This is a genomic window from Microbacterium sp. TPU 3598, from assembly GCF_002356155.1.
Taxonomy (GTDB): domain Bacteria; phylum Actinomycetota; class Actinomycetes; order Actinomycetales; family Microbacteriaceae; genus Microbacterium; species Microbacterium maritypicum_A.
This window is the reverse complement of sequence record NZ_AP017975.1, coordinates 530,742-556,158: the sequence shown is the minus strand read 5'-3', so window position 1 is coordinate 556,158 and position 25,417 is coordinate 530,742. Positions and strand designations below refer to the sequence as shown.

Genomic DNA, 25,417 nt, shown 5'->3' with positions numbered 1-25,417 from the left:
TGACCGCACCCGCGGTCCTGCACAGGAGGTTCACCATGCTCTCGAGAGTCTCGAAGACCGCGGCCGTCGCCGCGCTGCTCATGACGTTCGTCGTCGCCGGCTGCACGTCGACCGGCGGAAGCTCCGGCGGTGGGGCGCAGGACACGGGCGGCGCCTACGGCCAGTCCTCCGGATCGAGCGCCCCCACCTCGGGATCGTCGTCCGGCTCAGGCACTCTGATGACCGCGGACTCGGATCTCGGCGAGATCGTCGTCGACGCCGACGGGAAGACGCTCTACATGTTCGACAACGACACGCAGGGCTCGGGGAAGGGCTCGTGCACCGGCGAGTGCCTGACGAACTGGCCGCCGCTGACCGTCGAGAGCGACGCGCCGGCCGTCGAAGGCGTGACCGGCGAAGTCGGCACCATCACCACGGCCGACGGCTCCACTCAGGTGACCCTCAACGGCTGGCCGCTTTACTACTTCGCCGGTGATGCCGCCGCAGGAGACGTCAACGGTCAGGGCGTCGGCGGCATCTGGTGGGTGCTCTCCCCCGCCGGGGAACGCATGGCCGAGTGACGTCGCGCAGGCGCCGGCCCACGGTGTCACCAGCGACCGTGCCGGTGCTCCCACTCGTCCTCGACGGTGCGCCGCCGCCCCGCGACGATGCCGGCGGGGATCGCGACGATCAGCACACCCGCGATGACGAGCAGCGGAATCCGCCAGCCCGCGGTCGTCTCGTGCAGCAGTCCGACCAGCAGGGGGAAAGTCGCCGCGATGGCGTAGCCGATGCTCTGCACGAAGCCGCTCAGCGCCACTGCGCTCTCCGGAGTGCGGGCGCGGATGCTGAGCAGCACCAGACTCAGAGGGAACATGATGGCTGTGAGGCCGAAGATGCTCACCCACAGCGGCAGGGCCACGGTCGGCGCGAACAGGAAGCCGGCGAGCCCCACCAGCCCTCCGCCGACCGCGACGAAGAAGAGCGGGCGCGTCGCCTGGAAGCGCACGACGAGGATCGGCACGAGCAGCGAGCACGGGAGACCGATCAGCGCGAAGAGGGAGAGCAGGAAGCCCGCGGTCGCCGGAGTGACGTCACCGATGTCCACGAGCATGGTCGGCATCCATGCGAACGAGACGTACGCCATGGTCGACGACGCCCCGAAGACGATCGCGAGCGCCCAGGCGAGCGGAAGCCGCCACAGCCGGGCGAAGTACCGGCGGTTCGCCGGGGTGGTCGAGATCGGACCGGTCGCGACGGCCACCGCATCCTGCACGTCGTCGACGCCGTCGGTCGGGTCGGGGGCCAGGAGCTCGTTCTTCACCGGATCGCGATTCACCGGCTCGACCGCCCGCGAGCCGTTCTTCAGCAGCAGTGCCACCCAGGGCACCAGCGCGATACCCGCGACGATGCCCCACATCCCCAGCGACACCCGCCAGCCGAGAGAGTCGGCCACCGGCACGGCGACCAGCGGAGGCAGGAACGTCGACACCGCCATCGTGGTCGAGTAGATGGTCATCATCACCCCGAGCCGATCCGGGAAGTACTTCTTCACCAGCGGCGGGAGGAGCACGTTGCCCGAGCCGACGCCCGCGAACACGACCGCGGTGGCCGCGAGCAGAGTCGTCGAATCGAACGCGAGGCCGCGCAGCAGCAGGCCCAGAGCCATGAGCGTGATCGCGGCGACCGCCATCCGCTCCAGGCCGAATCGACGCTCGAACAGCGGCGTGAGCAGACCGAAGATCGCGAAGCAGACCGGCGGTGCGGCACCGATGAGGCCGACGACGACCGGCGAGACCGGGAAGTCCTCGGCGACGTGGTCGATGACCGGAGACAGGGAGGCGACCGCCGAGCGCAGCGAGAACGCCACCAGGACGATCCCCACGAGTGCGAGAGCCCGACCCTGCCAGAGCGGTCGCGCACTCGGCATCGTCATGAGGTCTGTGACCCCTCCACCCAGGCCAGGTATTCATCCGAGACGGTGCCGGTCACGTACCGGCCGTCGAAGCAGCTCATGTCGAGATCGGTGAGCGCCGAGCCCTCGATGATCGCGGCCTTGAGGTCTTCGACCTCCTGGTAGACCAGGTGATCGCACCCGAGCTCCTCGGCGATCTCGGGGATCGTGCGCCCGTGCGCGATGAGCTCGTGGCGCGACGGCATGTTGATGCCGTACACGTGCGGGTGCCGCACGGGAGGCGCAGCAGAAGCGAAGGTCACCGAGGCGGCGCCGGCATCGCGCGCCATCTGGATGATCTCCTTGGAGGTGGTGCCCCGCACGATCGAGTCGTCGATCAGGAGCACGTTCTTGCCCTGGAACTCGGTCGACATGGCGTTGAGCTTCTGGCGCACGCTCTTCTTGCGCACCGCCTGTCCCGGCATGATGAAGGTGCGGCCGACGTAGCGGTTCTTGTAGAAGCCCTCGCGGTACTCGATGCCGAGCTTGCGGGCGACCTCCATCGCCGCAGGGCGCGACGAGTCGGGGATCGGCATGACCACGTCGATCTTGTCCATCGGCACGTGCTTGGCGATCGTGTCGGCGAGCCGGTCGCCCATGCGCAGACGCGACTCGTACACCGAGATGCCGTTCATGACGGAGTCGGGACGGGCGAGGTAGACGTACTCGAAGGCGCACGGTGCGAGAGTGGCGGCCGTGGCGCACTGCTTCGAGAACAGCTCTCCGTCGTTGGTGATGAAGATCGCCTCGCCCGGCTCGACCTCGCGCACGACGTCGTAGTCGCCGTTCTCGAGCACGAGCGACTCGCTCGCGACGACCCACTCGTCCTTGCCCTCGGCGCCGGGGACGGTCGAGGGACGACGACCCAGGATCAGCGGACGGATGCCGAAAGGGTCACGGAAGGCGAGCAGTCCGTAGCCGGCGATGACGGCGATCACGGCGTAGGCGCCTTCGATGCGCTCGTGCGTGCGCGCCACGGCCTCGAACACCCGCTCGGGGTCGAGGTCGACGGTCGAGGTCGTGTTCTGCAGCTCGCCGGCGAGCACGTTGAGCAGCAGCTCGGTGTCGCTGGAGGAGTTGAGGTGGCGGCGATCGCGCTTGGCCATGTCGGCCGTGAGCTCACGCGTGTTGGTGAGGTTCCCGTTGTGGATGAGGATGATGCCGTACGGTGCGTTCACGTAGAACGGCTGCATCTCCTCTTCGTTCGAGGCCGTGCCCTTGGTGGCGTAGCGCACGTGGCCGAGACCCACGTTGCCGAGCAGGGCTCGCATGTCGCGGGTGCGGAACGCCTCGCGGACCATTCCCTGCGCCTTGGCGTTGTGCATCACGCCGTTCGCCTCGGCGGTGGCGATTCCCGTCGCATCCTGGCCGCGGTGCTGCAGCAGCAGGAGTGCGTCGTAGATGTCCTGATTGACCGGGGCAGAGCCCACCATTCCGACGATGCCGCACATGGGCTCTTACTTCGCTCCGTCCGCGTAGGCGCCGACCAGGCGCACTGCTCCACCGTCGACGCCCTTGGCGCCCTGTTCGAACTCGCCGGCCGGACGCGGCCCGAAGCCGACGGTCCCGACCTGCCACGAGGGCATGCCCTCGGCGTTCAGCGCCGCGATCGCGGCATCCTTCTTCTCCGCGGCGACCACGGCGAGGAAGCCGATGCCGAGGTTCCAGGTGCCCTCCGCCGACTCCAGCGTGGACCCGGCGATATCGCTGAGCACGCGGAAGACCGGGCTCGGCGACCAGCTGCTGCGGTCGACCTCGACCCAACTGCCCTGCGGGAGCACGCGCGCGAGGTTCGCCGCGATGCCTCCGCCGGTGACGTGGCTGAGGGCGTGCACGCCGCCGGTGCCCGTGGAGCCGCCGAGCTGCTCGATCAGGCGCAGCAGGGGAAGCGTGTAGAGGCGGGTCGGCTCGAGGAGCGCTTCACCCCAGGTCGTGCCGAAGTCGGCGGCGTTGTCACCGTAGCCGATGCCCGCGCGGGTCACGATGTGACGAACCAGGGAGTAGCCATTGGAGTGCAGTCCGCTGGAGGCGACCGCGATCACCGCGTCGCCGTCCTGCACGAGTTCCGCACCGAGGATCGCATCGGCCTCGACCACTCCGGTCGCCGCTCCCGCCACGTCGTAGTCGCGGGGGCCGAGCAGGCCCGGGTGCTCCGCGGTCTCTCCGCCGACCAGCGCGGTGCCGGTGGCCGAGCATGCCTGGGCGATGCCGCGGACGATGTCGGCGATCCGCTCCGGGACGACCTTGCCGCACGCGATGTAGTCGGTCATGAAGAGCGGCTTGGCGCCCACCACGACGATGTCGTCGACGACCATGCCGACCAGGTCCTGCCCGATCGTGTCGTGCTTGTCGATCGCCTGCGCGATCGCGACCTTCGTGCCGACGCCGTCGGTGCTGGTCGCGAGCAGCGGGCGACGGAAGTCGCGCAGCGCGCTGGCATCGAACAGGCCGGCGAAACCGCCGACACCGCCGAGCACTTCGGGACCGTGCGTCGCGCGCACGGAAGACTTCATCAGCTCGACGGCGAGATCACCTGCAGCGGTGTCGACGCCGGCTTCGGAATAGGGATTGGTGGGGGAGGCAGCCACGTCTCCAGCCTACCGCCCACGGCCGGTCCGACTCTCCGCGAAGTCGGACCTCGGATCCGGAGCCCCGAGCCGCCTACGATGGGGCCATGGCCGACAAGCCGCAGTGGCTCATCCGCGAAGACGCGAGCGTACCCGTGCTCGTCGCGCTCGCGCTGCGGCAGCGCCTCGGCATCCGGGTTCCGGAGGACCTGCCGAGCCTCCGCGAACTCGCCGTCCGCGCGCCGGATGCCGTCGACGCCTCCCCCACGATCGAGGCCCAGTGGCGCGACTACTGGGACATGACGGTCGAGCCGCGCGCGCATCCTTCCGACGTGCCACTCGAGCTCATCGACGGGTTCGACACCCTGGTCGCCCTGCCCGCCCACGGTGCGGAGGAGCTCACAGCGGCCATCGCCCCGCAGGCGACGTCGGCTCTGCTCTACGCGCGCGCCGCGCACGACCGCTACGTGAGTTCGATGAAGAGCCACACCGGAGGCGACGCATACCGCGCCTATGCGAGTGCGATCGCGGAGTTCGAGCGCGAAGTCGGCCGACGCGCGCACTCGTTCGAGCTCAACGTGCAGGTGCTGCCGTTCTCGCAGCGCGGCATCTGGTGGATCGGGGCGCTCACGGTCGCGGTGACCGACGGTCTGCGCCGCGACGTCGTGGCGTTCGACGCCGCGATCCGTCCGGTGATCGCCGAGCTGGCCTAGCCCCCGCAGCTTCCGGGATCCACCGTCCCCGCGAGTGCACGGATTGCTTGCGAGTGCACGGGATAGCTGCGCGAAGAAGCCGTGCACTCGGCGGTACGCCGTGCACTCGGCGGCAGGTGAAGGGGTCAGTCCTCGTCGACGACGGTTTCGCGGTCGACCCGGACGACGCGGTCGTGACGGCGGGCGATGCGCTCCAGGATCAGACCGGTGACGCCGCCGAGCGCGATGCCGATCGGCACCGTCCACAGCAGCAGGAAGCCGAACACCTGACCGGGCGGGTAGACGACGTCGAGGGCCTGCGACTCGTCGAAGCTGCCGGTCCAGGTGAGGATGCCGGCGGCGATCACGCCGACCACGACGCCGATGCCCATGAGCACGCCGTACCGCGGCACACGGCGCACGGTCGCTTCGACGGTCTGGTGGGAATCGGTGGGGGCCATGCATCCATTGTCCCACCGCAGACGCGTGTCGCGTACCCGGGGCATCGCGGAAGAACGGCCCTCCCCGCGTCCGCTGCGGGGAGGGCCGTCCGTATCGCGTCTCGACTAGACCTCGGTCGTCGTCTGCGCGGTCTCTTCCGTGCGGTTGCGGCGGGCGATGAGCACACCACCGGTCGCCGCGAGGGCGACGACGATCAGGCCGCCCACGATCCACGGCCACACGGGGGCGCCGTCTGATGCCGCGGGCTCGGTCGCGGTGGTCACCGCGGCGGTGGCCTCGGAGTCGGAGGCGGGCTTCTCCTCCGCGACGCCGCAGGCCGCGCCCACCGGGATCACGGCGGTGACCGGGTCGAGCTGCTCGCCTGCGGCGTAGGTGCCGAATGCGGATGCTCCGGCCTCGGTCAGCGTGGTCGGGACTGCGTCGAGCGTCAGCACGCCGTCGACGACCGCCGCGTCGCCGAGCGCGAACTCCGCGAGGCGAACGCCCTTCTGGTCGATGCTCTCGCCGCCCTGCGTCGTACCGGTCACGTCGAAGACCAGGTAGCCCTTGTCCCCAGCGAGCTCGACGGCCGCATTCCCGAGCGTCGTGTTGAGCGCACCGTCGTGACCCGTGAAGGTGATGCTGCCGCCGTAGGTCACGAGGCCCGCGAGGGTCTTGTCGTCGAACGATCCGGTGCCGTTCTCCCACACGTAGTCGGGGTACTGGTAGGCCACGTCGGTCAGCGTCCACCCGCCCTTCGCGATGCCCTCGATGTAGGTGCGGAACGACTCCTTGTATCCCCACTTGAGAGTTGCGCCCTCGACCGTGCACACACCGATCGTGGTGTTCGCCCTGTTCAGGGTGAACACGAGACCGCGGTTCACCGAGCCCTGGAACGTGAGGGTGTGCTCGCCGTCCTCGAGGCTTGCCGGCAGCGCACCCGACCAGGTCGCGACGCCGTTCGCGTCGGCCGTCACCGTCTCGAGCAGCACGGGCGTCGAGTACACGACGACCTTGATGCCCTGCTCGTTCGCGCGGAACCCGGATGCCGACACCGTGGCCGGCTGGCCCGCTCCGAGGGCTGCGAGGTTCTCGTCGTCTGCCTGGATGCCCTCGGTCGCCGGCGGGGCAGCAGGGAGGGTGGTCTTCGGCTTCACGACAGCGGCAGCAACCGTTCCGCTCGAACCGGCCGGCGCCGCCGCGACGGAGCCGATCGTGAATGTCACCGGGTTCAGCGCGGTGCCGTAGCCGGCGAGCACGCGGTCTCGACCGGCATCCGTCAGCGCCGCGGGCGCCGCCGTGTAGGTCACGGCGCCGTTGGCCGCGATGCGCGCCGCGTTGGAGAGATCGAGCGTCGCGAACGGCACCTGTGCGCCGCCGCTCGTGACGTACAGCGTCGCCGCCGATGCCGAGGTGATGCGGATCTGCGGGTTCGACACGGTCACATCGAGCACGCCCTGGTGACCGGTGAAGCGCACCGAGCCGCGATAGACGACGCTGCCGAGGCCGGTGTTCACGTCGAAGTCGCCGCCGACGGTCTGACCGAACTGGAACTGCCCGCCCGAACGGGTCGCGCCGTCGGAGACCGCGATGGAGCCCTTCGCGATGTCACCCGTGATGTAGTTCGTGAACGACGACGAGATCGCCCAGCGGAGTGATCCGCCAGGGACGTTCGCGGGCGGAGTCGTCGGGGTGACCGGCTTCTCCGGCTCCTCCGGCACCTTCACGCCGAACAGGTCGTCCCACTGCTGCGGGGTGATCGTCACCGTCGAGCGGGCGTAGATCGTGCTCACATCGGGCATCGAATGCTGCTTCCACACGATCACCTCATACGACTTCGTGCGGTCGAGGTTCTTCGCCGCGGTCGTGAGATCGACCGCGAAGGCGCCGAACGTGACCTTCTGCACGTACTGCATCGCGAGGAACCCACCATCGGCACTCACGTTGCCCTCGGTGCCGGCTTCGATCAGGGCGACATAGGCTCCAGGGATCTCGCCGAGGTTCGTGGCCGTTGCTGCGACGGTCAGGCCGTCCTTCGCGGTCGCAACCTTGACCGTCGTGCTCACAGTCGGCCCCGCCGGGAAGAGCGCGTCCCACTGCTCGTCACTGACTGTGATGGTGCCGCGAGCGTAGATCGTGTTCGCATCGGGCATCGAGTGCTGCTTCCAGACGATCACCTCATACGCCTTCGTGCGGTCGAGCTTGTCGGCCGCAGCCGTCAGGTCCACCGTGAACGTGCCGCCCGTGATCTTCTGCACGTACTGCATCGCGAGGAACCCGCCGCCTGCGGTGACGCTCCCTTCGGTGCCCTTCTCGATCACAGCGACGTAGGCACCGGTGATCGCACCGAGCTTCGAAGCCGCAGCCGTGAGGGTCAGGCCGTCCTTCATGCTCGCCGACTTCACCGTGGAGGTGATGACCGAGGTGTCGCCGTAGTTCAGGGCGACACTGCGCTCCTGGTCGGCATTGATCACTCCCCCGGCGGCATACGTGTAGATCCCATAGGAACCGGGGGCCGCCGCGGCGTCCTTCAGCGTCAGCGTCGCCTGGAACGTGCCGTCGGCGGCGATGTCGACCCACTGCGCACGGATCGCGCTCTGGTACTGCGCGGGAACCTGGTTCAGCACACCCTCGGCCAGAGCCCAGGCCTGCGCGCCCACCGATCGGGTCGACGATGCCGCACCCGTCGAAGGCTGCCATGTCGAGCCGAAGTTGCCGAAGACCACGTAGGTGCCCTGCGGAAGGTGCTGGGGGATCGGCATCCCGCGTCCACCGACATTCGCGGTCGGGTCATAGCCCGAGCCCTTCACGACGACCTTGTCACCGGCTTTGAGAGCCACACCTGCGGCCGGAGTCGTGCCGTCGGCGAGGAACACCTCGATCGCCGCCGAGACCGGAGCCGGCTGCAGGCTCTCCCACTGTGCGTCGGTGACGGCGATGGTCGAGCGTGCATAGATCGTGCTCGCATCGGGGTTCGAGTGCTGCTTCCACGCGATGACCTCGTAGGACTTCGTGCGGTCGAGCTTGTCGGCGGCGGCGGTCAGGTCGACCGTGAAGGCGCCGCCGGAGATCGGGCGCACGTACTGCATCGCCAGGAACCCGCCGCTGCCGGTGACGTTCGCCTCGGTGCCCTTCTCGATCAACGCGACGTACGCACCCGGGATCGCTCCGAGCTTGGTCCCGGAGGCCGTGACGGTCAGACCGTTCGTCGCCGTCGCCGTCTTCACGGCTGTGGAGACCGTCGGAGTCTCGGTGTAGTTCAGGGCGACACTGCGCTCCTGGTCGGCGTTGATCACGCCACCGGCCGCATACGTGTAGATCCCGTAAGACCCCGGCGTCGCCGCGGCATCCTTCAGGGTCACGGTCGCCTGGAACGTGCCGTCGGCCGCGATGTCGACCCACTGCGCGCGGATCGCGCTCTGGTACTGCGCGGGAACCTGGTTCAGCACGCCCTCGGCCAGAGCCCACGTCTGCGCTCCGGAGGATCGCGTCGCCGAAGCGGCGCCGGTGGACGGCTGCCATGCCGAGGCGAAGTTGCCGAACACGACGTAGGTCCCCTGCGGGAGGTTCTTGGGGATCGGCACACCACGGCCCTCGGTCCCGAGGTTCGCGGCCGGGTCGTAACCCGAGCCCTTCACGACGACCTTGTCACCGGCCTTGAGCGCCACACCGGCGGCCGGAGTCGTGCCGTCGGCGAGGAACACCTCGATCGCCGCCGACTTCGGGGTCTCGCCCGGGTCCGTGCCAGGATCGGTCCCCGGGTCCGTACCGGGGTCGGTCCCCGGATCCGTACCGGGGTCGGTCCCCGGATCCGTACCGGGGTCGGTCCCCGGATCCGTACCGGGGTCGGTCTCCGGATCCGTGGGGGCGGCACCGAACACCGCGTCCCACTGCCCGGCCGAGATGCCGACGTCGCCGCGGCCGTAGATCGTGGTCTCGTTCGGGTTCGAGTGCTTCTGCCAGACGAGAACCTCATAGGTCTTCGTGCGGTCCAGCGAGCCGGCCGGTGCGTCGAGCGTGAACGTGCTCGCCCCTCCGGCGACGGTCGGCATCACGAAGGCGGCGTACCCGCCACCACCGGAGAGGCCCGCCTCCGTCCCCTTCACGATGAGCGCCGCGTATGCGCCCTCGACTTCGGGGAGACCGCTCGCCTGCACCTGCACGCTCACTCCGGAGGTGCCTGCGGAGGCGACCGTGGCAGTGACCGTCGCGCCGGCGGCGTGCGCGGGTGGCACGATCACGGCGCCGGCGGCGATGAGAAGGAAGGAGACGAAGGCGGCGAGCAGCACGCGTATGCGTGCGCTCCCCGGGGATGCTGTGGCTGTGGCGTTCACGGTTCTCCACGGCTCCGGGCGCGCAGAAGCACACGCGCGCCGGCGGTGCCGCAATGCAGTCGGGCGAAGGTTGGGTTTTGGTTAGGCTTAGCTAAGTAAGCCGCCGAACCCGAGCGTAGAGGGGGGAATCAGCGCGCGTCAAGTTTTAGGATAGCCTTGCCTAATGCGTCGCGCTTCCGCCCTTCTCCTCGTCGCCGCGTTGGCCGTCGGACTCACGGCCTGCGCCGAGCCGGGAGGCGCGGCCGCACCGGCCGCCGTCGCCGTCGCCGACGATGACTGCCCCCAGGCATCCGTCCCGCTCGCCGCACTCGATCTGATCGACGACGTCCGCGCGCACATCGGCCCATCCACTGCCTGCCTCTCGACCCATGCGATCGAGCCCGTCGACGACGACAGCGCTCCGACGCTGCCTGTGACGGTGATCGACAGCGAAGGCCACGAGATCGAGATCACCGATATCGACCGGATCCTCCCGATCGACATCTCGGGCACGATCGCGTCGACCGTCTTCGCGCTCGGGCTCGGCGATCAGGTCGTCGGTCGCGACGCCTCCACCGTCTTCGCCGGCACCGAAGACCTTCCCGTCGTGACCAAGACCGGCCACACGCTCAACGCCGAGGCGATCCTCGAGCTGGCCCCGACCGTCGTCCTCACCGACACCACGATCGGCCCGAAGGAGGTGCGTCAGCAGTTGCGCGACGCGGGCATCGCCGTCGTCGTGATCTCCAGCGACCGTCGGCTCGACACCACCGACGCACTCGTGACCGAGATCGCCACCGCGCTCGGCGTGCCTCGCCGCGGGGAAGCGCTCATCGATCGACTGGACGCCTCGGTCGACGAGACGCTCGCGGAGATCGCCGAGGTCGTTCCCGCCGACGAAGCCGATCGCGCCCGGATGCTGTTCCTCTACGTCCGCGGAAGCGCGAACGTCTACTACATCTTCGGAGAGGACTCCGGGGCCGACTCGCTGATCGACGCGGTGGGCGGGGTCGATGTGGCGGCCGAGATCGGGTGGGAGGGCATGAAGCCGATGACCGCCGAGGCCCTCGTCGCCGCGCAGCCCGACGTGCTGGTGATGATGACCGACGGGCTCGAATCCGTGGGCGGCATCGACGGGCTGATCGAGCGGATCCCCGCCGTGGCGCAGACCCCCGCCGGTGCGAACCGTCGCGTGATCGACATGGCCGACAGCGAGATCCTGAGCTTCGGTCCGCGCACCGCCGACGTGATCGGCGCTCTGGCCCGCGCCCTGTACGCCCCCGAGCCCGCGAAGTGACCGGGGAGGTCGTCACCCCGACTCCGACGAGGCACCGGGGTCTGCGCTTCACCCTGGTGACGGTGGGCCTGGTGATCGCGCTCGCGATCACGTGCATCGTGTCGATCACGAGCGGGCAGTACGACCTCTCCCCCGCCTCCCTCATCGGCGTGCTCCTGCGCGGCGTCGGGGTCGACACCGCGTGGGCTCCGTCGGCTTCCACCGACTACGGCGTGATCTTCACCCTGCGCATGCCCCGCATCGTGCTCGGCCTCCTCGTCGGCGCCGCCCTCGCGGTCTCGGGTGTGCTCATGCAGGCGATCTTCGGCAACCCGCTCGCGGACGCGGGCGTGGTCGGCGTCTCCTCGGGCGCGGCGCTCGGCGCAGCGGCCAGCATCACGTTCGGGCTCGCGACCTTCGACATGTGGACCACGCCCGCGTTCGCATTCCTCGGGGGCCTGGTCGCGGTGTTCTCGGTGTACTTCATCAGTCGCTCCGGAGGTCGCACCGAGGTCGTGACCCTCCTGCTCACCGGTATCGCCATCAATGCGATCGCCGGTGCCGGCATGGCCTTCTTCACTTTCCTCGGCACCACATCCACCCGCGAGCAGATCGTGTTCTGGCAGCTCGGTTCGCTGAACGGCGCGCTGTGGTCGAACATCCAGCTCGTCGCGCCGCTCGTGCTGATCGGCGTGGTGGTCGCGCTGATCGTCGCACCGAGCCTGGACCTCTTCGCCCTCGGCGAGCGCACCGCGCGACACCTCGGCGTCAATGTCGAGCTGCTGCGGATCGTGGTGATCGTGACGGTCGCGCTGCTGGTGTGCGCGGCGGTCGCCTTCGCCGGGATCATCGGATTCGCCGGTCTCGTCGTGCCACATCTGATGCGGATGATGATCGGCCCCGCCCACGTGCCGCTCGTGATCGCCTCGGCACTCGGCGGCGCACTGCTCATCGCGGTCGCCGACCTCGTGGCCCGCACGGCCGTGCCGCTCGCCGACCTGCCGATCGGCATGATCACCTCGCTCGTGGGCGGCCCGTTCTTCCTGTGGTTGCTCGTGCGCACCCGTCGTCGCTCGGGAGGGTGGGCATGACCGTCAGGCTCCGCGGGTCGGGACTCACCGTGCGCGTCGGCGAAGGGCGGACGATCCTCGACGACGCGTCCATCGCGATCCGCTCCGGAGAGGTCCACGCTCTCGTCGGGCCGAACGGGGCGGGCAAATCCACCCTGTTCGGAGTGCTCGCCGGAGATATCACAGCACAGGCCGGCGCGGTCGAGCTCGACGGCCAGCCGATCGAGCGCGTCAAGCCGCGCACGCTCGCCCAGCAGCGGGCTGTGCTCCTGCAGGAGAACACCGTCACGTTTCCGTTCAGTGCAGAGCAGGTCGTGCGGATGGGAAGGACTCCCTGGGCCCGCACACCGGCGGCCGACGACGACGATGAACGGGTGTCCGCAGCGATGGCGCAGACCGAGGTCACGGCACTCCGGGCCCGTGCGGTGCCGTCGCTGTCCGGCGGCGAGCGCGCCAGGGTCGCCCTCGCCCGCGTGCTCGCCCAGAGCACCGGCCTCCTGCTGCTCGACGAACCGACCGCAGCTCTCGACCTGAAGCACCACGAAGACGTCATGCGGCTGATCCGCGGACGCGCGGATGCCGGGATCGCGGTCGCCATCGTGCTGCACGACCTCAATGCCGCCCTCGCGCATGCCGACCGCGTCACGCTGCTCGCCGAGGGCAGGGTCGCGGCGACGGGCACTCCGGCCGAGGTACTGACCGCCGAGCGGATCGAGCAGGTCTATGGCCAGGCGGTCGACGTGTTCCCGCACCCGGTGACCGGGGTTCCAATGGTGGTCGCGCAACGCTGATCCGCCCGGGGCTAGGACTCCTCCCGCAGCGAGCGGATCATGCTCCGGAGGATCTTCAGCGCTCCCGCCTGCTCGTCCTCGGTGATCCCGGACAGCATCCGGACCTCCACCGAGCGGACGGCGGCAGTCGCCTTCGCGAGACTCTCACGACCGCGGTCGGTGAGGCGGGCGGGGAGAGCCTTGCCGACCGGGGCCTCCGCCGGCCTGGTCACGAACCCGTCCCGCTCCAGCGCCTGCAGCAGCACGTTCATCGACTGTCGCGTGACGAATGCGCCGCGCGCGAGCTCGGAGTTCGACAAGCCGGGTCGCTGAGAGAGCAGTTCGAGGCAGGAGTAGTGGGTGATGGTCATCCCGAGCGGGCGCAGCACCTCTTCCATCGCGGCACGCAGGGCGCTGGACGCTTCTTTCAGCAGGTAGCCCAGTGAGGTGTCGAGGTCGATCCCGTCGTGGTCTTGACTCATGTCAGTATTCTGACATACGCTGACCCGTGTCAGAAAACTGACACAAATGGAAGGACTTGCCTCATGCCCGTCACCGGCCCCGACTTCATCTCCCTTCAGGCACGCGACCTCGACGCCTCGCAGGCGTTCTACGAGCAGTACCTCGGCCTCGTCCGCTCACCCGCCGGGCCTCCGCACGCCGTCGTCTTCGAGACGACTCCGATCGCGTTCGCCCTCCGGGACATCGCCCCGGGCACCGACCTGACCGGTGTCGCCCAGCCCGGCATCGGCACCGCGATCTGGCTTCACGCCACTGATGTCCAGTCCATCCACGATGCACTCCTCGCCGACGGCCACACGATCGTCGCGGACCCGATCGACGGACCGTTCGGCCGCACCTTCACGTTCGCCGACCCCGACGGCTACCGGATCACCCTCCACGACCGCGCCTGACACCCTCCGCGTGAGCCGGCCGGCGCTACGCTGGAGGATCGCCCACCGGAGGACCGATATCGCCATGCCGTCTGCATCCGACCTGCTCGACATCGCCCTCTCCGCGGCCTCAGCCGGAGCCGCCGTGCTCGCCGAGGCGGCGAGGGATCGCGACGCCTCCTCCGATGGACTGGGACTCCGCACCAAGGGCGCATCCGGCGACGTGGTCACCGAGATCGATCTGCGGGCCGAACGCGCTATCCGCGCCGTGCTCGCCGAGCACCGCCCCGACGACGAGGTGTCGGGTGAGGAGTATGCGACCACCGGCGGCGGCTCCGCGCTCCACTGGTCGATAGACCCGCTCGACGGCACATCGAACTTCGTGCGCGGGCTGCCGCACTACGGGTCGTCCGTCGCTGTGCAGGACGTGGACTCCGGTGTCTGGCTCGCCGGCGTCGTGCATGCGCCCGAGCTCGATCACGTCTACTCCGCGGGGTCAGGACTCGGCGCGTACCGCGAGTCTGGCGGCATCCGGAGACGGCTGCGCGGACCGGCGACCGACGCCACTCCCGTGCTGCTCGCCGTCGGGTTCTCCTACGACCCCGAGCAGCGGGCGCGGCAGCTCGCGGAGCTCCCGACGCGCATGTCGGCGTTCACGGATCTGCGCAGCATCGGGTCTGCCGCGCTCGGACTGTGCCTGGTCGCAGAGGGCAGCGTCGACGCCTTCATCGAAACCGACCTGTACGAGTTCGACTGGGCAGCGGGCGCGCTCATCGCCGAAGAGGCAGGGCTCATCGTGAAGCGTCCGGCGACTATGCGGGGCGGCATCGTCGCCCATCCACCGCACCTGCCGGTCGCGTAGACCGATCCGAAAGCCCGCGATCTCTCACCCGAACGGGGCTGGACGGGGACCGGCGCCCCTACAATCGCGGTGAGGCGAAGCGCCAGGCCGAGATCCGGGCACCGGCGCGAGGGAGGGCTCTGGTGTTCGGTTCGAAGAAGAGGAAGCAGAAGCTCGACGACCTGATGGAGCAGCTCCGTCCCGACCTGAGTCGGAAATCGCTCGGCGTCGGACCCGACTTCCCCGGCGTCGCCCCGAACCCGCTCCTGAGCGGTGAGGCACGCAGGCGCAATGCGGAACTGCGCACAGGCACGCTCGCGCTCGGCGTTCTCGTCGACTGGCGGGAGGTCAGCAGCGACGGCAGTCCCCGCGTGGTCCTGATGCTCGATGTGGAGACCGCCGACGGCATCTCGTTCCGCGGCATCGCGGACGAAGACCTCACGATCACCGCGCTCACCCGGCTCGCACCCGGGCAGACGATGCCGGTGCGCTACCGTCCGGCGGTCATGGACCACTACGTCGCCCTCGCCGAAGACGCCGACCCCGTCCGTGTTCAGGAGCTCGCCGACGAGATCGCGAGTCGCCGGCGGGGCTGACCCGCACCGCGCCCTAGACGCCGGTCTGACCTGTGCCCTGCTGCTCTCTCACGACCTCCTCGAGGAACCGTGCCACGGCGACCGAGCCGGGATCCGCGTGACCGACCGAGCGCTCCTGCTGCCAGCCCGCGCGACCACGCCGAGACTGCCATCCGCTGCTCTCGGTGACCGCGGCGAGCGCCGCCTCCGATGCTCCGGCCGCATCCGCTCCGGCCTCCAGCGCTTCCGCGACGGGGAGCAGCACGTCGATGACGGTCTTGTCGCCGCGCACGGCCCCGCCCTGCGCGCCGATCCTCGCCGCCACCGTCTGCACGATGTCGGCGAGGCCAGCGCGATCGAGGTGGATCCCCTGCGGCACCTGCTCCGCAGCGGCGAGCAGGCCGCTTCCGAGCAGAGCCGCGAAGGTCGAGGGGTTCGCTGCGGCGAACGCATCACCCGCCGCGCGCAGGATGCTGCGGGCGTCGAGGTCATCCGGAAGTTGTCGCAGTGCATCGGCGACCGCCGCGCTGCCGACCGCGACCGTGACACCGAGGTCGCCGTCGCCGAGCGCGGCATCCAGGGTGCGGAGCTCTTCGCGGTGCCGCTCCATCTGCGGCAGCACGGTCAGGAGCAGGTCGCGCAGGTCGCTGCGGGATCCGGCCAGGGTCACCTCGACCGTGGCCGCGTCTTCGTCAACGGCGGTCTCGGCCATGAGCACGCGCCCCACCGGAGCCGCCCCCTGACGGAAGAACGGTGATCCCGCCGGGTCGTGCAGCAGCTCCTCCAACTCGTCGTCGAGCTGCATGATCGACAGCGAGGCTCCGGCCATCTCCAGGCTTGTGACGTACTCGCCGATGAGCCGGTAGCCGATGGTCACCCCGGCGTCCGCGAGCGTGTGATGCACCCGCCGATACATCACGTAGAGCTCTTCGAGCGGCGTCGAGCCCAACCCGTTCACGAGCACGGCCACTCGGCGCCCCTCGGTCAGGTCGAGCTCCGTCCCGATCTCAGCCAGGAACCGGTCGGTGATCGCATCTGCCGTCTCCAACGGGCCGCGGTGGGTGCCGCGCTCTCCGTGGATGCCGACACCGATCTCCATCTCGCCCTCATCGAGCGTGAAGGTCTCCTCCCCCGCTGCCGGGAGCACGGTCGGCGACAGGCCGACCCCCATGGTGCGGGTCGACTCCGACGCCTTGCGGGTCACCCGCTCGACCTCGTCGAGGGAGGCCCCGCGGTCGGCCATCGCCCCCGCGACCTTGTAGACGAGCACGAGCCCTGCCACACCACGGCGGGAGTCCGCGCGATCGGTCGGCGCGGACTGGATGTCGTCGGCACCGAGCACCGTGCGCACCTCGATGCCCTCGGCACGGCAGCGCTCGGCGGCGATGTCGAAGTTCAGCACGTCGCCGCCGTAGTTTCCGTAGAGGTAGAGGAGTCCGGCGTCGGAGTGCACGGCGACGGACGCGGCATGGATCTGGGCGGAGCTCGGCGAGGAGAAGACGTTCCCCACGGCGACCGCCGAGCACAGGCCGCGACCGACGTAGCCGAGGAAGAACGGCAGGTGCCCCGAACCGCCACCCGTGACGATGCCGACGCGCCCCGGTGCCGGAGCATCCGTCCGCGCCAGCGCACGTCGGTCCGCCGTGACCGCCCGCAGCTCGTCGGGGTGCGCGAGGAGGATGCCTTCGAGCGTCTCGTCTACGAACGTCTGAGGGTCGTTGATGATCTTGCGCATGTCAGTGCTCCTGCCCGGAGAGGATCGGATCGTAGGTCGTGCGGTCGATGAGCACCCGCCCGTCGGCCTCGAGCCTGCCAGAGGACCGCAGGTCCTTCACGATGTCCCAGTGGATGGCCGACTCGTTCTTGCCCCCGCACTGCGGGTAGGAGCGGCCGAGCGCGATGTGCACCGTGCCGAGGATCTTCTCGTCGATCAGCAGGTCGCCGGTCATCGTCTGCACATGCGGGTTGGTGCCGATACCGAGCTCGCCCACGCGGCGGGCGCCGTCGGCCTCGAGGATGCGCTCCACGAGGTCGAGGCCGCGGGTGGCCGACACCTTCTCCACCCGCCCTGCCACGAATTCGAGCCGGAGGTCGGAGATGGTCGCCCCGCCGAACCAGAACGAACCGGGGAACGTGATGTGCCCGTCGACGCCGTCTTCCACCGGAGCGGTGGCGACCTCGCCGTCGGGCAGATTCGCCTCCCCCGCGAACGGCACCCAGGTGCGGCCGGCGCAGTTCAGGCGCAGATCGGTGTCGTCGTCGAGGATGCGCACGACCGACGTGCTCTTCAACTCGACGCAGAGCTGTTCGAGGTGCGCGCGGTGCGCGGCCCAGTCGGCGAGCGTGCCGGCGAAGAACTCCCGCTCCAGTTGCGCGCGGGGCACACCGATGAGCGCCGCCCACTCAGGAGTGGGGATGCGCACGAGAGTCCACTTGGTGCCCTGCCAGCGTGCGGTCGACACGAGGCCCTTGCCCTCGCGCTGCAGGCTGAGCCTGGCGCCGTCGATCTCCTCCGCCGGCGGTTCCATACCTCGGAACGAGACGTGCACATCGGCCCACTCCATCGAAGCCAGCTCGAGCGGTGCGGCCTCACGCAGCAGCGACTCGCTCCCGTGTTCGAGCGCGAACCGGTCGTACTTCTCCTCGACGAGCAGCACCTGGGGCATCCCGCCCCGGCGATACACCTCCTCCACGAAGGCGTCCACGGCATCGAGCACCGAGGAGGTCGTCGCGAACACCGAGACCTTCGTGCCCTCGCCGACCTCGTTCACCTCGGCGAGATGCTCCGCCAGTTCCTGCCACCTGCTCATCAGTCCACCTCTCTCAGCGCGCGCAGGGCGCGGTACGTCTTCGGGAAACTCTCGTAGGCGGCCTGCAACTGCGGGGCGGGATTCTCCTGGGGTACGACCTCGCCCGAGAAGGCGACCCAGCTTGCGGCCTGCTTCTCCGTCACGGCACCCAGGCCGATCGCCGCGAGCATCGCATCCCCGTAGGCCGCCCCGAGCGTCGCGGCGGTCTGCTGACGAAGACCCGTCAGGTCACTGACCGTCTGCACCATCACCTCGTTGTGCGTTCCGCCGCCGATCGCGACCACGCGCGGCTCGGCAGCACCGGCATCGAGCAATGCGGAGACCGCGAGCGCGATCGACTCCCCGACCCCTTCGACCACCGCACGGGCGAGATCGGCACGACCGGTCGCGAGCGTGAGACCGCTGAACAAGGCCCTGGCATCGGGGTCGTGCAGGGGTGTGCGCTCCCCGCTGAAATGCGGCAGGTGCAGCACGCCGTTCGCGCCCGGCGGCGCTGAGCGCACGAGTTCCATCAGGCGCCCGAACATCGCCGTGTCGCCGTCGCCGTGGTCGAGTCCGAGCATGTCGGCGATCCATCGCGTCGCCGTGCCCGCCGTCGAGGTTCCGGCAGCGAGGACATAACGCCCGGGCAAAGCGAACGGCGCCGCCCACAGCCGCGGATCCGCATGCGGCTCGTCGGTCACGCGGATGAAGTACCCGCTCGATCCGTACATGAGCATCAGGTCGTCGGTGGCCACGACCGATGCGCCGACCGCCTCGGCGACGGCATCCGTCGTGCCCACCAGCACCGGAGTGCCCTCGGGGATGCCGGTCGCCATGGCCGCCGCGGCTGTGACCGTGCCCGCGACATCCGTCGACCACCCGAGCCGCGGCAGAGTCTCCGGGCGGATCAGGTCGTCGATCCCATCGAGGCCCCAGTCGAGCCGAGCGAGGTCATAGCCGGGGTGGAAGTACCCCGCCGTCGCGTGGTCGATCACGACTTCGCCGGTAAGGCGCGCGACCAGGTAGCTCTGACTGGTGAGATACCACCGGGTGCGTGCGGCGACTGCTGGTTCGTTGCGCTCGATCCACAGGATCTTCGGGCCCGCGGACTGACTCGTCAGCGCATTGCCCGCCCGCCGGAAGATCTCCTCGCGCCCGAGGCGCGTCTCGAGGATGTCGATCTCCGCAGTGGCCCTGGTGTCGACCCCATAGAGGATGGCCGGGCGCAGCGGACGCAGCTCGGCATCGACCGGCAGCACGCACGGACCGATCGCGCTGCAGGCGACCGCGGCGATCACGGCATCCGGCATCGCCTTCCGTAGCGTCGAGGCGACCTCGACGACATCGTGCCACCACACTGCATCGGCATCCTGCTCGACCATGCCAGGCGCGGGAGTGCTGATCCCGTGCCGGACGCGCGCCTCGGCGTGCACGTGACCTGTGGCATCGATCAGCACGCCCTTGGTCTCATAGGTTCCGACATCGATGCCGAGGAACAGTTCCATCAGGATGCCTTTCGGATGCGCGGGTCAGGCCCGGGGGATCTCTGCGAGCGCGATCGTCTCGGTCTGACTGCTGGGTGCCCGGCGCGGCCTTCGTTTGACCCTCACCTGATCGAACACCATCACCGCGATCAGGATCACCCCCTGCGCGATCGCGTACTCGTAGGCCGAGAGCCGGATCGCCGTGAAGCCGGACTGCACGACCTGCAGCACGAGCGTCGCGAGGACCACTCCGGTGATGGTCGCGAACCCGCCGGTGGGGTTCGTGCCGCCGAGCACCGCGATCACGATCACGAGCAGCACGTACGACGTGCCGTAGTCGGCGCTCGCCGTCGGGTTGCGGGAGAGGAACACCAGACCCGCGATGCCGCCGAGCACACCCGTCGTCACGTACGTGCCGTAGAGCACGCTCGTGCTGCGGATGCCGGAGTACATCGCGGCCGTCGAGTTCGCCCCCTGCAGCTGTGTGCGTCGTCCGAACGGCGTACGCGTGATCAGCACCCCGATCAGAACAGCGACCACGAGGAATTCGAGGAACAGAAGAGGGATGCCGCCGACCGTCGCCTGCCCGACCGTGGAGAGCACCGCCGGGGCGCCGTAGAGCGTGGTGCCCCCGGTCCAGACGATCGCGATGCCGTTGAAGATCTGCATCGTGGCCAGCGTCGCGAGGATAGGCGTGATGCCTACCGTCGCGATCAGGAAGCCGTTGACGGCTCCCGCGAGCGCGCCGACCAGGACGCCGACCAGGGCGATGAGGCCGCCCATCGACTCGGCGGTCGCCGGATCGCTGCTGGCGATCGCCGTGAACATCGTGCTGACGGTGATCGCCGAGAGGTTCGCGATCGCCACCAGTGACAGATCGATCCCTCCGGTGAGCATGGCGAGCGCCATGGCGATGGCGAGGATGCCGACCTCGGGCGAGGCGACCATCATGTTCTGCAGGTTGATCGGATTGAGGAAGACCCTCGGGTTCAGGATCGCGAACAGTCCGAACGCGAGTGCGAACAGCACCAGCATCCGGCCGACGCCACGATTCACGTGGATACGGCCGAGCAATGACCGCACCGACCGATCGACCTGGTCGTTCATCCGGGCGAACTGCCCGGGAGGGGTCGTCTGAGGCATGGTCACTCCTTCACCGTGTCGAGGACGAACGTCCGACGAGAGGCGCGGCGGGCCATGACGGCCTGGATCCCCACGCCGATCACCAGCAGGAACCCGACGGCGGCACGCTGCCAGGCCGTGGGCACGCCCATCAGGATGAGACTGTTGTTGATGATCTGCACCAGCAGCACGCCGAGCACGGTGCCGGTGACGGTGCCGCGTCCGCCGAAGATCGAGGCCCCGCCGAGCACGACCGCGGCGATCACGTCGAGCTCGGTGCCGACCAGGTCTTGCGGGTTGGCGCTGCGCCCGAGCACGACGTGGATGAGTCCGCCGATCGCGGCGACCGCCCCGACGAGCACGTAGAGCATGATCTGCAGGCGCACGACCGGGAAGCCGGCCCGTCGCGCCCCCTCCAGGTCGCCGCCCATGGCGTAGATGCCGCGGCCGAACATCGTGCGGCGCAGAACGAACGCGGCACCGATCACGAGCAGCACGACCGGCACGATCAGCATCGGCAGATAGGCGCGGGTCGACTCGATCGAGATGAGGTTCGCCGTCGACAGCCAGGAGACGCCATCCGGCAGCTCGGCGATGTACTTGGAGCCGATGTAGGCGAGCAGCACGCCCTTGAAGATGCCCTGCGTCGCGAGAGTCACGATCAGGGTGGGGAGCCGGAACCGGGCGATCACGATGCCGTTGACGAACCCGAGGGCGCCACCGATCACGATCGCGAACGCGAGGATGCCGATCAGTCCGAAGTCGAGGGTTCCGCCCTGGGCGAGTGACACGGTCGTGTAGGCGGCGAAGATGCCGATGGCCGCGAACGACACATCGATGCCGCCGGAGATGATCACGAAGAGCACCGCGAGCGCGAAGACCATCGGCACCAGAGTGGAGCGCAGGATGGAGAACAGCGTGTGCACGCTGAAGAAGGCGGGGTTCACGGCGCACATCACGATCACCAGGACGAGGATGATGCTCGCGAGCACGAGCTCGTTCGACATGCGTCCGATGCGGGGAAGGCGGATGCGGGCGTCGGTGGCGCTCACGCGGCCATCACCTCCTGGATTCGAGGCGCGGCGATCTCGTCGCCGGCCAGTCGTGAGACGATCTCGCCGCGGCGCACCACGAGCACGCGGTTGCAGAGCGAGACGAGTTCGGGCACGTCGTCGGAGATCATGATCACGCCCATCCCGTCGTTCGCTGCCTCGCGGAGGATCTGCAGGATCTCTTCCTTCGACCCCACGTCGACACCGACCGTCGGTCCGTTCAGGATCAGCACCCGCGGCTTGGTCGCGAGCCACTTGGCCAGTACGACGCGCTGCGCATTGCCGCCGGACAGCGATCGCACGGGCGCCTCGACGCTCGGCGCCTTGATGCGCAGGCGCGAGAACAGTCGGGAGATGGTCTCGGCGGTGCGCTTTCGACTCAGCAGCACCTTGCCGACCGCGTGCTCGCTCAGGGAGCCCGCGATGATGTTGTCGGAGATCGACTTGTCGAGGAACAGGCCCTGGGTGAGCCGGTCCTCCGGCACGTATCCGATGCCCGCGTCGACGGATGCCCGGATGCTGCCTGGTCGCACGGCGCGGCCGCCGACGGTGACGGTTCCGGACTGTGGAGTGAGCAGGCCGAACAGCGCATCGGCGATCTCACCACGGCCCGAGCCGAGCAATCCGGTGAGGCCGAGGATCTCGCCCGGCTGCAGGTCGAAGGAGACATCCGTGAAGGCGCCAGGCAGATCGAGGTGCTCCACACGCAGCAGCGGCTCAGCCTCCTCGTCGACCTCGACGACGACGCGCGAGTCATCCACCGCACGGCCGGTCATGGCATGGGTGAGGGAGGCCACGTCGAACTCGTCGGCCGGACCGTTCGCGACCAGGCGCCCTGAACGCAGCACCGTGATGTCCTGCGACACCTGCAATACCTCGTCGAGCTTGTGGCTGACGAACACCAGGGCGACGCCGCGTTGCTGCAGTCGGCGCACGAGAGTGAAGAGTCGCTCGACCTCGGAGTGGGTGAGAGCCGTGGTCGGCTCATCCATGAAAATGACCCTGGCATCCTGCACGAGCGCCCGGCAGATCGCGGTGAGCTGCCGGTCGGCGACCGAGAGCCGTTCGACATCGGTGTCGAGGTCGAGGGTGAGCCCCAGCTCCTCGACGATGCGCTGCGCCTCGGGACGACGCTTCTTCGAGCTGTAGAGCTTGCGCCGCGCGGCGATCGCGGCCGGGAGCACGATGTTCTCGGCCACGGTCAGGTTGGGGAAGAGCGAGAAGTCTTGGTAGATGACCTGGATGCCGGCGCGCAGGGCCTGCGTCGGCGAGAGATGGGTGAGCGGTTCGCCATCGAGCAGGATCTCCCCCGCCTCCGGCTTCTCGACCCCGCTGATGATCTTGATGAGCGTGGATTTGCCGCATCCGTTCTCGCCGGCCAGGCAGTGCACCCGCCCGGGGTAGAGGGTGATCGCGACGTCGTCGAGTGCGACGACCCCACCGAACACCTTCCGCACCCCTGTGACCTCGAGAACGGGCCTGGGCTCGGGTGCGTGCCCCGCCTCGGGCGCCGGCTGCGCCTGTTCTGCGTTCATGTTCTTCCTCCGGGGCGGGGCCGCACGCTGGCGACCCCGCCCTGAGTCGTGGTGGACGTCGGGTCAGAAGTCGTAGTCGTCGACGTTGTCCTTGTCGACGATGACGGCGGCGTCACCCACGTAGACGTTGTCGAAGCCGTCGAGCTTCTTCAGCGAGTTGTAGCCTTCGATGCCGAGGTCGGTGCCGTCGGTGATCTTCTCGCCGTCGACGAGCAGCTGCGCGATCTTGAGCTGCGCCTTGCCGGCCATCGCCGGGTCCCAGAAGAAGATCTTGTCGATCGAGCCGTCGACGATGTACTTCTTCGCCACGGACGGGATGCTGGTGCCCATCACGCAGACCTGATCCTCCAGACCGGCCTCCTGCACGGCGCGGGCGATACCGGCGACGTCGGTGCCGGCCGACCCCTGGAAGCCCTTGATGTCGGGGTACTTCGCGAGCAGCTCCTTCGCCCGCTGATAGGCGACGTTCTCGTCTTCCTTGCTCTCGACCGGCTCCTCGACACGTGTCAGGTCGGGGTACTCCGCCTGCTGCTGGTCGTAGGCGCCGCCCACCCAGTCCATGTGGGTCTTGGCCGTGAGGCCTCCGACGAAGGAGACGTACTGTCCCGAGTCGCCCATGCACTCGGCGAGGTTGTCCATGATCTTCGCGCCATAGGCCCGGTTGTCGAACGCCTCGATGTCGATGTCGGCGTTCTTGATGCCTGCAGCCTCGTGGGCGACGACGATGATCCCCTGGTCCCTGGCCTGCTTGAGCACGGACTCCAGCGCCTCTGGCGAGTTGGGGACGACCGTGATCGCGGCGGGCGACTGGGCGATCAGGTCCTGGATGATCTGGATCTGCTTCTCGGGGCTGGCGTCGTCCGCACCCTCCTGGCGGGCGTCGATCCCGGTTTCCTCGGCGAACTCCTTGACGCCGACCTCCATACGGTCGAACCAGCCGACACCCGAGATCTTGACTACGGTGACCATCGCGCCGTCTTCCGCGCTTCCGCCGGTATCGCCACCACCGGTGGTGCCGCCGACCTGACCGCAGCCGGCGAGGGCGAGCATCGCCACGGCACCGAATCCGACACCTGCAAGCAACTTCGTCTTACGCATGTTCCACTCCTTCGTGTGTGAACCAGTGTTAGTTTCCACCACCCCCACGGAGGAATGGGAAGAAATCTCATCGCTGTGGAACAGTAAAACGTGATCCCGCCGGTTGTCAATGCGAAATCTCACACCCGTTGCGCAACCGTTGCGCAACGGCGAGACCGAAGGAACGACGCAGCTAGAGCGCGGGAACGGCTTCGATCTGCACACCGGCCGCACGCAGGCCGACGAGCGCGGGATGGTCCACCGCTCCGTCGGTGACCAGCAGGTCGACCTCGCCGGGACCCGCGACATTCGTCAGGTGCACCCGGCCGAGCTTCGACGCGTCGGCGACGACGATGACGCGGTCACAGGCTTCGATCGCCGCGCGCTTCACCGCTCCCTCCTCGTTGCTGTAGTCGGAGAGACCGCGCTTGCCATCGACGCCGGAGACGCCCATGACGTAGACGTCGCAGTTGTAGCGCTTGAAGGCCTCGATCGACTCGGCTCCGACCAGGCTGAGTTCGCCGGGACGCACCCTCCCGCCGGTGACGAGGATCGTGGTGTTCGGCTCGTCATGGAGCTCGAGCGCGACGAGGATGCTCGGCGTGACGACCGTGAGTCCGAGGCCTTTGCCGACGATGGCCCTGGCCACCGCGAGGGCGGTGCTGCCACTGTCGAGGACGACGGTCTCGCCGTGATTGAGATGGGCGACGGCCGCTGCCGCGATATTGATCTTCTCGCGTGCGCCCATCAACGCCCGAGAGTTGAATCCGGGCTCCACCGCCGTCCCGTGGGCGGCGATCACACCACCGGTAACCCGGCGCACGCTGCCGCGCTCCTCGAGGAGTTCCAGGTCGCGCCGAATGGTCATCTCGGAGACGTCGAACTCCAGCGCGAGGGCCTTGAACTCGGCCTCCCCATCAGAGAGGACCCGCTGTTCGATCAGCGCGCGGCGCTCATGGGCTTCCATCCCGACCTCCTCGTGTG

22 protein-coding genes are annotated in these 25,417 nt (G+C 68.9%); 8 read left to right on the top strand and 14 right to left on the bottom strand.

The genetic code is table 11. From position 1 onward, the window contains the following. Nucleotides 1-35 precede the first annotated feature (35 nt). Nucleotides 36-560, top strand: a complete 525-nt coding sequence (locus MST3598_RS02555; RefSeq protein WP_029259548.1) for a COG4315 family predicted lipoprotein — start codon at nucleotides 36-38, stop codon at nucleotides 558-560. Between the two features lie 26 nt (nucleotides 561-586). Here the strand turns inward: MST3598_RS02555 and MST3598_RS02550 are convergent, their stop codons facing one another. Genes MST3598_RS02550 through purM form a run of 3 tightly spaced genes read right to left on the bottom strand, consistent with a single transcriptional unit; the run spans nucleotide 587 to nucleotide 4,521 of the window. After that, nucleotides 587-1,915 carry an MFS transporter gene (locus MST3598_RS02550; RefSeq protein WP_021199188.1) on the bottom strand — a complete coding sequence of 443 codons (1,329 nt, stop codon included), beginning with the start codon at nucleotides 1,913-1,915 and terminating at the stop codon, nucleotides 587-589. After that, nucleotides 1,912-3,384 (bottom strand): amidophosphoribosyltransferase, encoded by a 1,473-nt coding sequence (purF, locus tag MST3598_RS02545; RefSeq protein ID WP_021199189.1) that lies wholly within the window; start codon nucleotides 3,382-3,384, stop codon nucleotides 1,912-1,914. The genes MST3598_RS02550 and purF overlap by 4 nt, the downstream gene beginning before the upstream one ends. Nucleotides 3,385-3,390: 6 nt before the next feature. Further along, nucleotides 3,391-4,521, bottom strand: coding sequence for a phosphoribosylformylglycinamidine cyclo-ligase (gene purM, locus MST3598_RS02540; protein WP_029259549.1), 1,131 nt, complete (start codon nucleotides 4,519-4,521; stop codon nucleotides 3,391-3,393). A gap of 86 nt (nucleotides 4,522-4,607) precedes the next feature. Here purM and MST3598_RS02535 point away from each other — a divergent pair, with 86 nt between their 5' ends. After that, complete coding sequence (locus MST3598_RS02535; protein ID WP_021199191.1) at nucleotides 4,608-5,213, top strand: hypothetical protein; 606 nt, start codon at nucleotides 4,608-4,610, stop codon at nucleotides 5,211-5,213. Between the two features lie 125 nt (nucleotides 5,214-5,338). On the opposite strand, the gene MST3598_RS02530 is transcribed toward MST3598_RS02535, so the two are convergent. Continuing rightward, on the bottom strand, nucleotides 5,339-5,653 hold the full coding sequence (locus MST3598_RS02530; protein WP_021199192.1) for a hypothetical protein: 315 nt from the start codon (nucleotides 5,651-5,653) through the stop codon (nucleotides 5,339-5,341). Nucleotides 5,654-5,758: 105 nt separating this feature from the next. Further along, nucleotides 5,759-9,967, bottom strand: a complete 4,209-nt coding sequence (locus MST3598_RS02525; RefSeq protein WP_157749849.1) for an HtaA domain-containing protein — start codon at nucleotides 9,965-9,967, stop codon at nucleotides 5,759-5,761. 163 nt (nucleotides 9,968-10,130) lie between these two features. Here MST3598_RS02525 and MST3598_RS02520 point away from each other — a divergent pair, with 163 nt between their 5' ends. The 3 genes from MST3598_RS02520 to MST3598_RS02510 are packed head-to-tail and all read left to right on the top strand — an operon-like array spanning nucleotide 10,131 to nucleotide 13,083. Beyond that, nucleotides 10,131-11,243 carry a heme/hemin ABC transporter substrate-binding protein gene (locus MST3598_RS02520; RefSeq protein WP_029258773.1) on the top strand — a complete coding sequence of 371 codons (1,113 nt, stop codon included), beginning with the start codon at nucleotides 10,131-10,133 and terminating at the stop codon, nucleotides 11,241-11,243. Then, entirely contained in the window at nucleotides 11,240-12,313 is a 1,074-nt protein-coding gene (locus tag MST3598_RS02515; protein ID WP_096359385.1) for a FecCD family ABC transporter permease, read from the top strand. The genes MST3598_RS02520 and MST3598_RS02515 overlap by 4 nt, the downstream gene beginning before the upstream one ends. Further along, a complete protein-coding gene (locus MST3598_RS02510) occupies nucleotides 12,310-13,083 on the top strand; it encodes a heme ABC transporter ATP-binding protein (RefSeq protein WP_029258775.1) in 774 nt (257 codons plus the stop codon). The genes MST3598_RS02515 and MST3598_RS02510 overlap by 4 nt, the downstream gene beginning before the upstream one ends. A gap of 11 nt (nucleotides 13,084-13,094) precedes the next feature. Here the strand turns inward: MST3598_RS02510 and MST3598_RS02505 are convergent, their stop codons facing one another. Continuing rightward, nucleotides 13,095-13,544 (bottom strand): MarR family winged helix-turn-helix transcriptional regulator, encoded by a 450-nt coding sequence (locus MST3598_RS02505; RefSeq protein ID WP_029258776.1) that lies wholly within the window; start codon nucleotides 13,542-13,544, stop codon nucleotides 13,095-13,097. 63 nt (nucleotides 13,545-13,607) lie between these two features. Here MST3598_RS02505 and MST3598_RS02500 point away from each other — a divergent pair, with 63 nt between their 5' ends. The 3 genes from MST3598_RS02500 (at nucleotide 13,608) to MST3598_RS02490 (ending at nucleotide 15,392) form a co-directional block, all read left to right on the top strand. After that, complete coding sequence (locus tag MST3598_RS02500; RefSeq protein WP_029258777.1) at nucleotides 13,608-13,976, top strand: VOC family protein; 369 nt, start codon at nucleotides 13,608-13,610, stop codon at nucleotides 13,974-13,976. 64 nt (nucleotides 13,977-14,040) lie between these two features. Then, the gene (locus MST3598_RS02495) at nucleotides 14,041-14,817 is read left to right on the top strand and encodes an inositol monophosphatase family protein (RefSeq protein ID WP_051670958.1); all 777 of its coding nucleotides are present in this window, start codon (nucleotides 14,041-14,043) and stop codon (nucleotides 14,815-14,817) included. A gap of 122 nt (nucleotides 14,818-14,939) precedes the next feature. Beyond that, nucleotides 14,940-15,392 (top strand): hypothetical protein, encoded by a 453-nt coding sequence (locus MST3598_RS02490; RefSeq protein ID WP_029258779.1) that lies wholly within the window; start codon nucleotides 14,940-14,942, stop codon nucleotides 15,390-15,392. 13 nt (nucleotides 15,393-15,405) lie between these two features. Here the strand turns inward: MST3598_RS02490 and MST3598_RS02485 are convergent, their stop codons facing one another. The 8 genes from MST3598_RS02485 to MST3598_RS02450 form a co-directional block, all read right to left on the bottom strand. After that, complete coding sequence (locus MST3598_RS02485; RefSeq protein WP_029258780.1) at nucleotides 15,406-17,106, bottom strand: dihydroxyacetone kinase family protein; 1,701 nt, start codon at nucleotides 17,104-17,106, stop codon at nucleotides 15,406-15,408. Between the two features lies 1 nt (nucleotide 17,107). Continuing rightward, a complete protein-coding gene (locus MST3598_RS02480; protein WP_051670959.1) occupies nucleotides 17,108-18,181 on the bottom strand; it encodes an aminopeptidase in 1,074 nt (357 codons plus the stop codon). Beyond that, on the bottom strand, nucleotides 18,181-19,668 hold the full coding sequence (locus tag MST3598_RS02475) for an FGGY-family carbohydrate kinase (protein ID WP_036271524.1): 1,488 nt from the start codon (nucleotides 19,666-19,668) through the stop codon (nucleotides 18,181-18,183). Before MST3598_RS02475 ends, MST3598_RS02480 begins: the two co-directional genes overlap by 1 nt. A 24-nt stretch (nucleotides 19,669-19,692) precedes the next feature. Then, a complete protein-coding gene (locus tag MST3598_RS02470) occupies nucleotides 19,693-20,790 on the bottom strand; it encodes an ABC transporter permease (protein ID WP_051670961.1) in 1,098 nt (365 codons plus the stop codon). Between the two features lie 2 nt (nucleotides 20,791-20,792). Next, nucleotides 20,793-21,821, bottom strand: coding sequence for an ABC transporter permease (locus MST3598_RS02465; protein WP_231494425.1), 1,029 nt, complete (start codon nucleotides 21,819-21,821; stop codon nucleotides 20,793-20,795). After that, entirely contained in the window at nucleotides 21,818-23,356 is a 1,539-nt protein-coding gene (locus MST3598_RS02460; RefSeq protein ID WP_021199206.1) for a sugar ABC transporter ATP-binding protein, read from the bottom strand. The genes MST3598_RS02465 and MST3598_RS02460 overlap by 4 nt, the downstream gene beginning before the upstream one ends. Nucleotides 23,357-23,419: 63 nt before the next feature. Next, a complete protein-coding gene (locus tag MST3598_RS02455; protein WP_021199207.1) occupies nucleotides 23,420-24,454 on the bottom strand; it encodes an autoinducer 2 ABC transporter substrate-binding protein in 1,035 nt (344 codons plus the stop codon). Between the two features lie 172 nt (nucleotides 24,455-24,626). Then, nucleotides 24,627-25,400 (bottom strand): DeoR/GlpR family DNA-binding transcription regulator, encoded by a 774-nt coding sequence (locus MST3598_RS02450; protein WP_021199208.1) that lies wholly within the window; start codon nucleotides 25,398-25,400, stop codon nucleotides 24,627-24,629. Nucleotides 25,401-25,417 lie beyond the last annotated feature (17 nt).

What these genes read in the sequence shown, in the direction of transcription:
- MST3598_RS02555 (WP_029259548.1), top strand. Translation starts at nt 36, where the DNA reads ATGCTCTCGAGAGTCTCGAAGACCGCGGCCGTCGCCGCGCTGCTCATG.
- MST3598_RS02550 (WP_021199188.1), bottom strand. Translation starts at nt 1,915, where the DNA reads ATGACGATGCCGAGTGCGCGACCGCTCTGGCAGGGTCGGGCTCTCGCA.
- purF (WP_021199189.1), bottom strand. Translation starts at nt 3,384, where the DNA reads ATGTGCGGCATCGTCGGAATGGTGGGCTCTGCCCCGGTCAATCAGGAC.
- MST3598_RS02535 (WP_021199191.1), top strand. Translation starts at nt 4,608, where the DNA reads ATGGCCGACAAGCCGCAGTGGCTCATCCGCGAAGACGCGAGCGTACCC.
- MST3598_RS02530 (WP_021199192.1), bottom strand. Translation starts at nt 5,653, where the DNA reads ATGGCCCCCACCGATTCCCACCAGACCGTCGAAGCGACCGTGCGCCGT.
- MST3598_RS02520 (WP_029258773.1), top strand. Translation starts at nt 10,131, where the DNA reads ATGCGTCGCGCTTCCGCCCTTCTCCTCGTCGCCGCGTTGGCCGTCGGA.
- MST3598_RS02510 (WP_029258775.1), top strand. Translation starts at nt 12,310, where the DNA reads ATGACCGTCAGGCTCCGCGGGTCGGGACTCACCGTGCGCGTCGGCGAA.
- MST3598_RS02505 (WP_029258776.1), bottom strand. Translation starts at nt 13,544, where the DNA reads ATGAGTCAAGACCACGACGGGATCGACCTCGACACCTCACTGGGCTAC.
- MST3598_RS02500 (WP_029258777.1), top strand. Translation starts at nt 13,608, where the DNA reads ATGCCCGTCACCGGCCCCGACTTCATCTCCCTTCAGGCACGCGACCTC.
- MST3598_RS02495 (WP_051670958.1), top strand. Translation starts at nt 14,041, where the DNA reads ATGCCGTCTGCATCCGACCTGCTCGACATCGCCCTCTCCGCGGCCTCA.
- MST3598_RS02485 (WP_029258780.1), bottom strand. Translation starts at nt 17,106, where the DNA reads ATGCGCAAGATCATCAACGACCCTCAGACGTTCGTAGACGAGACGCTC.
- MST3598_RS02480 (WP_051670959.1), bottom strand. Translation starts at nt 18,181, where the DNA reads ATGAGCAGGTGGCAGGAACTGGCGGAGCATCTCGCCGAGGTGAACGAG.
- MST3598_RS02475 (WP_036271524.1), bottom strand. Translation starts at nt 19,668, where the DNA reads ATGGAACTGTTCCTCGGCATCGATGTCGGAACCTATGAGACCAAGGGC.
- MST3598_RS02470 (WP_051670961.1), bottom strand. Translation starts at nt 20,790, where the DNA reads ATGCCTCAGACGACCCCTCCCGGGCAGTTCGCCCGGATGAACGACCAG.
- MST3598_RS02460 (WP_021199206.1), bottom strand. Translation starts at nt 23,356, where the DNA reads ATGAACGCAGAACAGGCGCAGCCGGCGCCCGAGGCGGGGCACGCACCC.
- MST3598_RS02455 (WP_021199207.1), bottom strand. Translation starts at nt 24,454, where the DNA reads ATGCGTAAGACGAAGTTGCTTGCAGGTGTCGGATTCGGTGCCGTGGCG.
- MST3598_RS02450 (WP_021199208.1), bottom strand. Translation starts at nt 25,400, where the DNA reads ATGGAAGCCCATGAGCGCCGCGCGCTGATCGAACAGCGGGTCCTCTCT.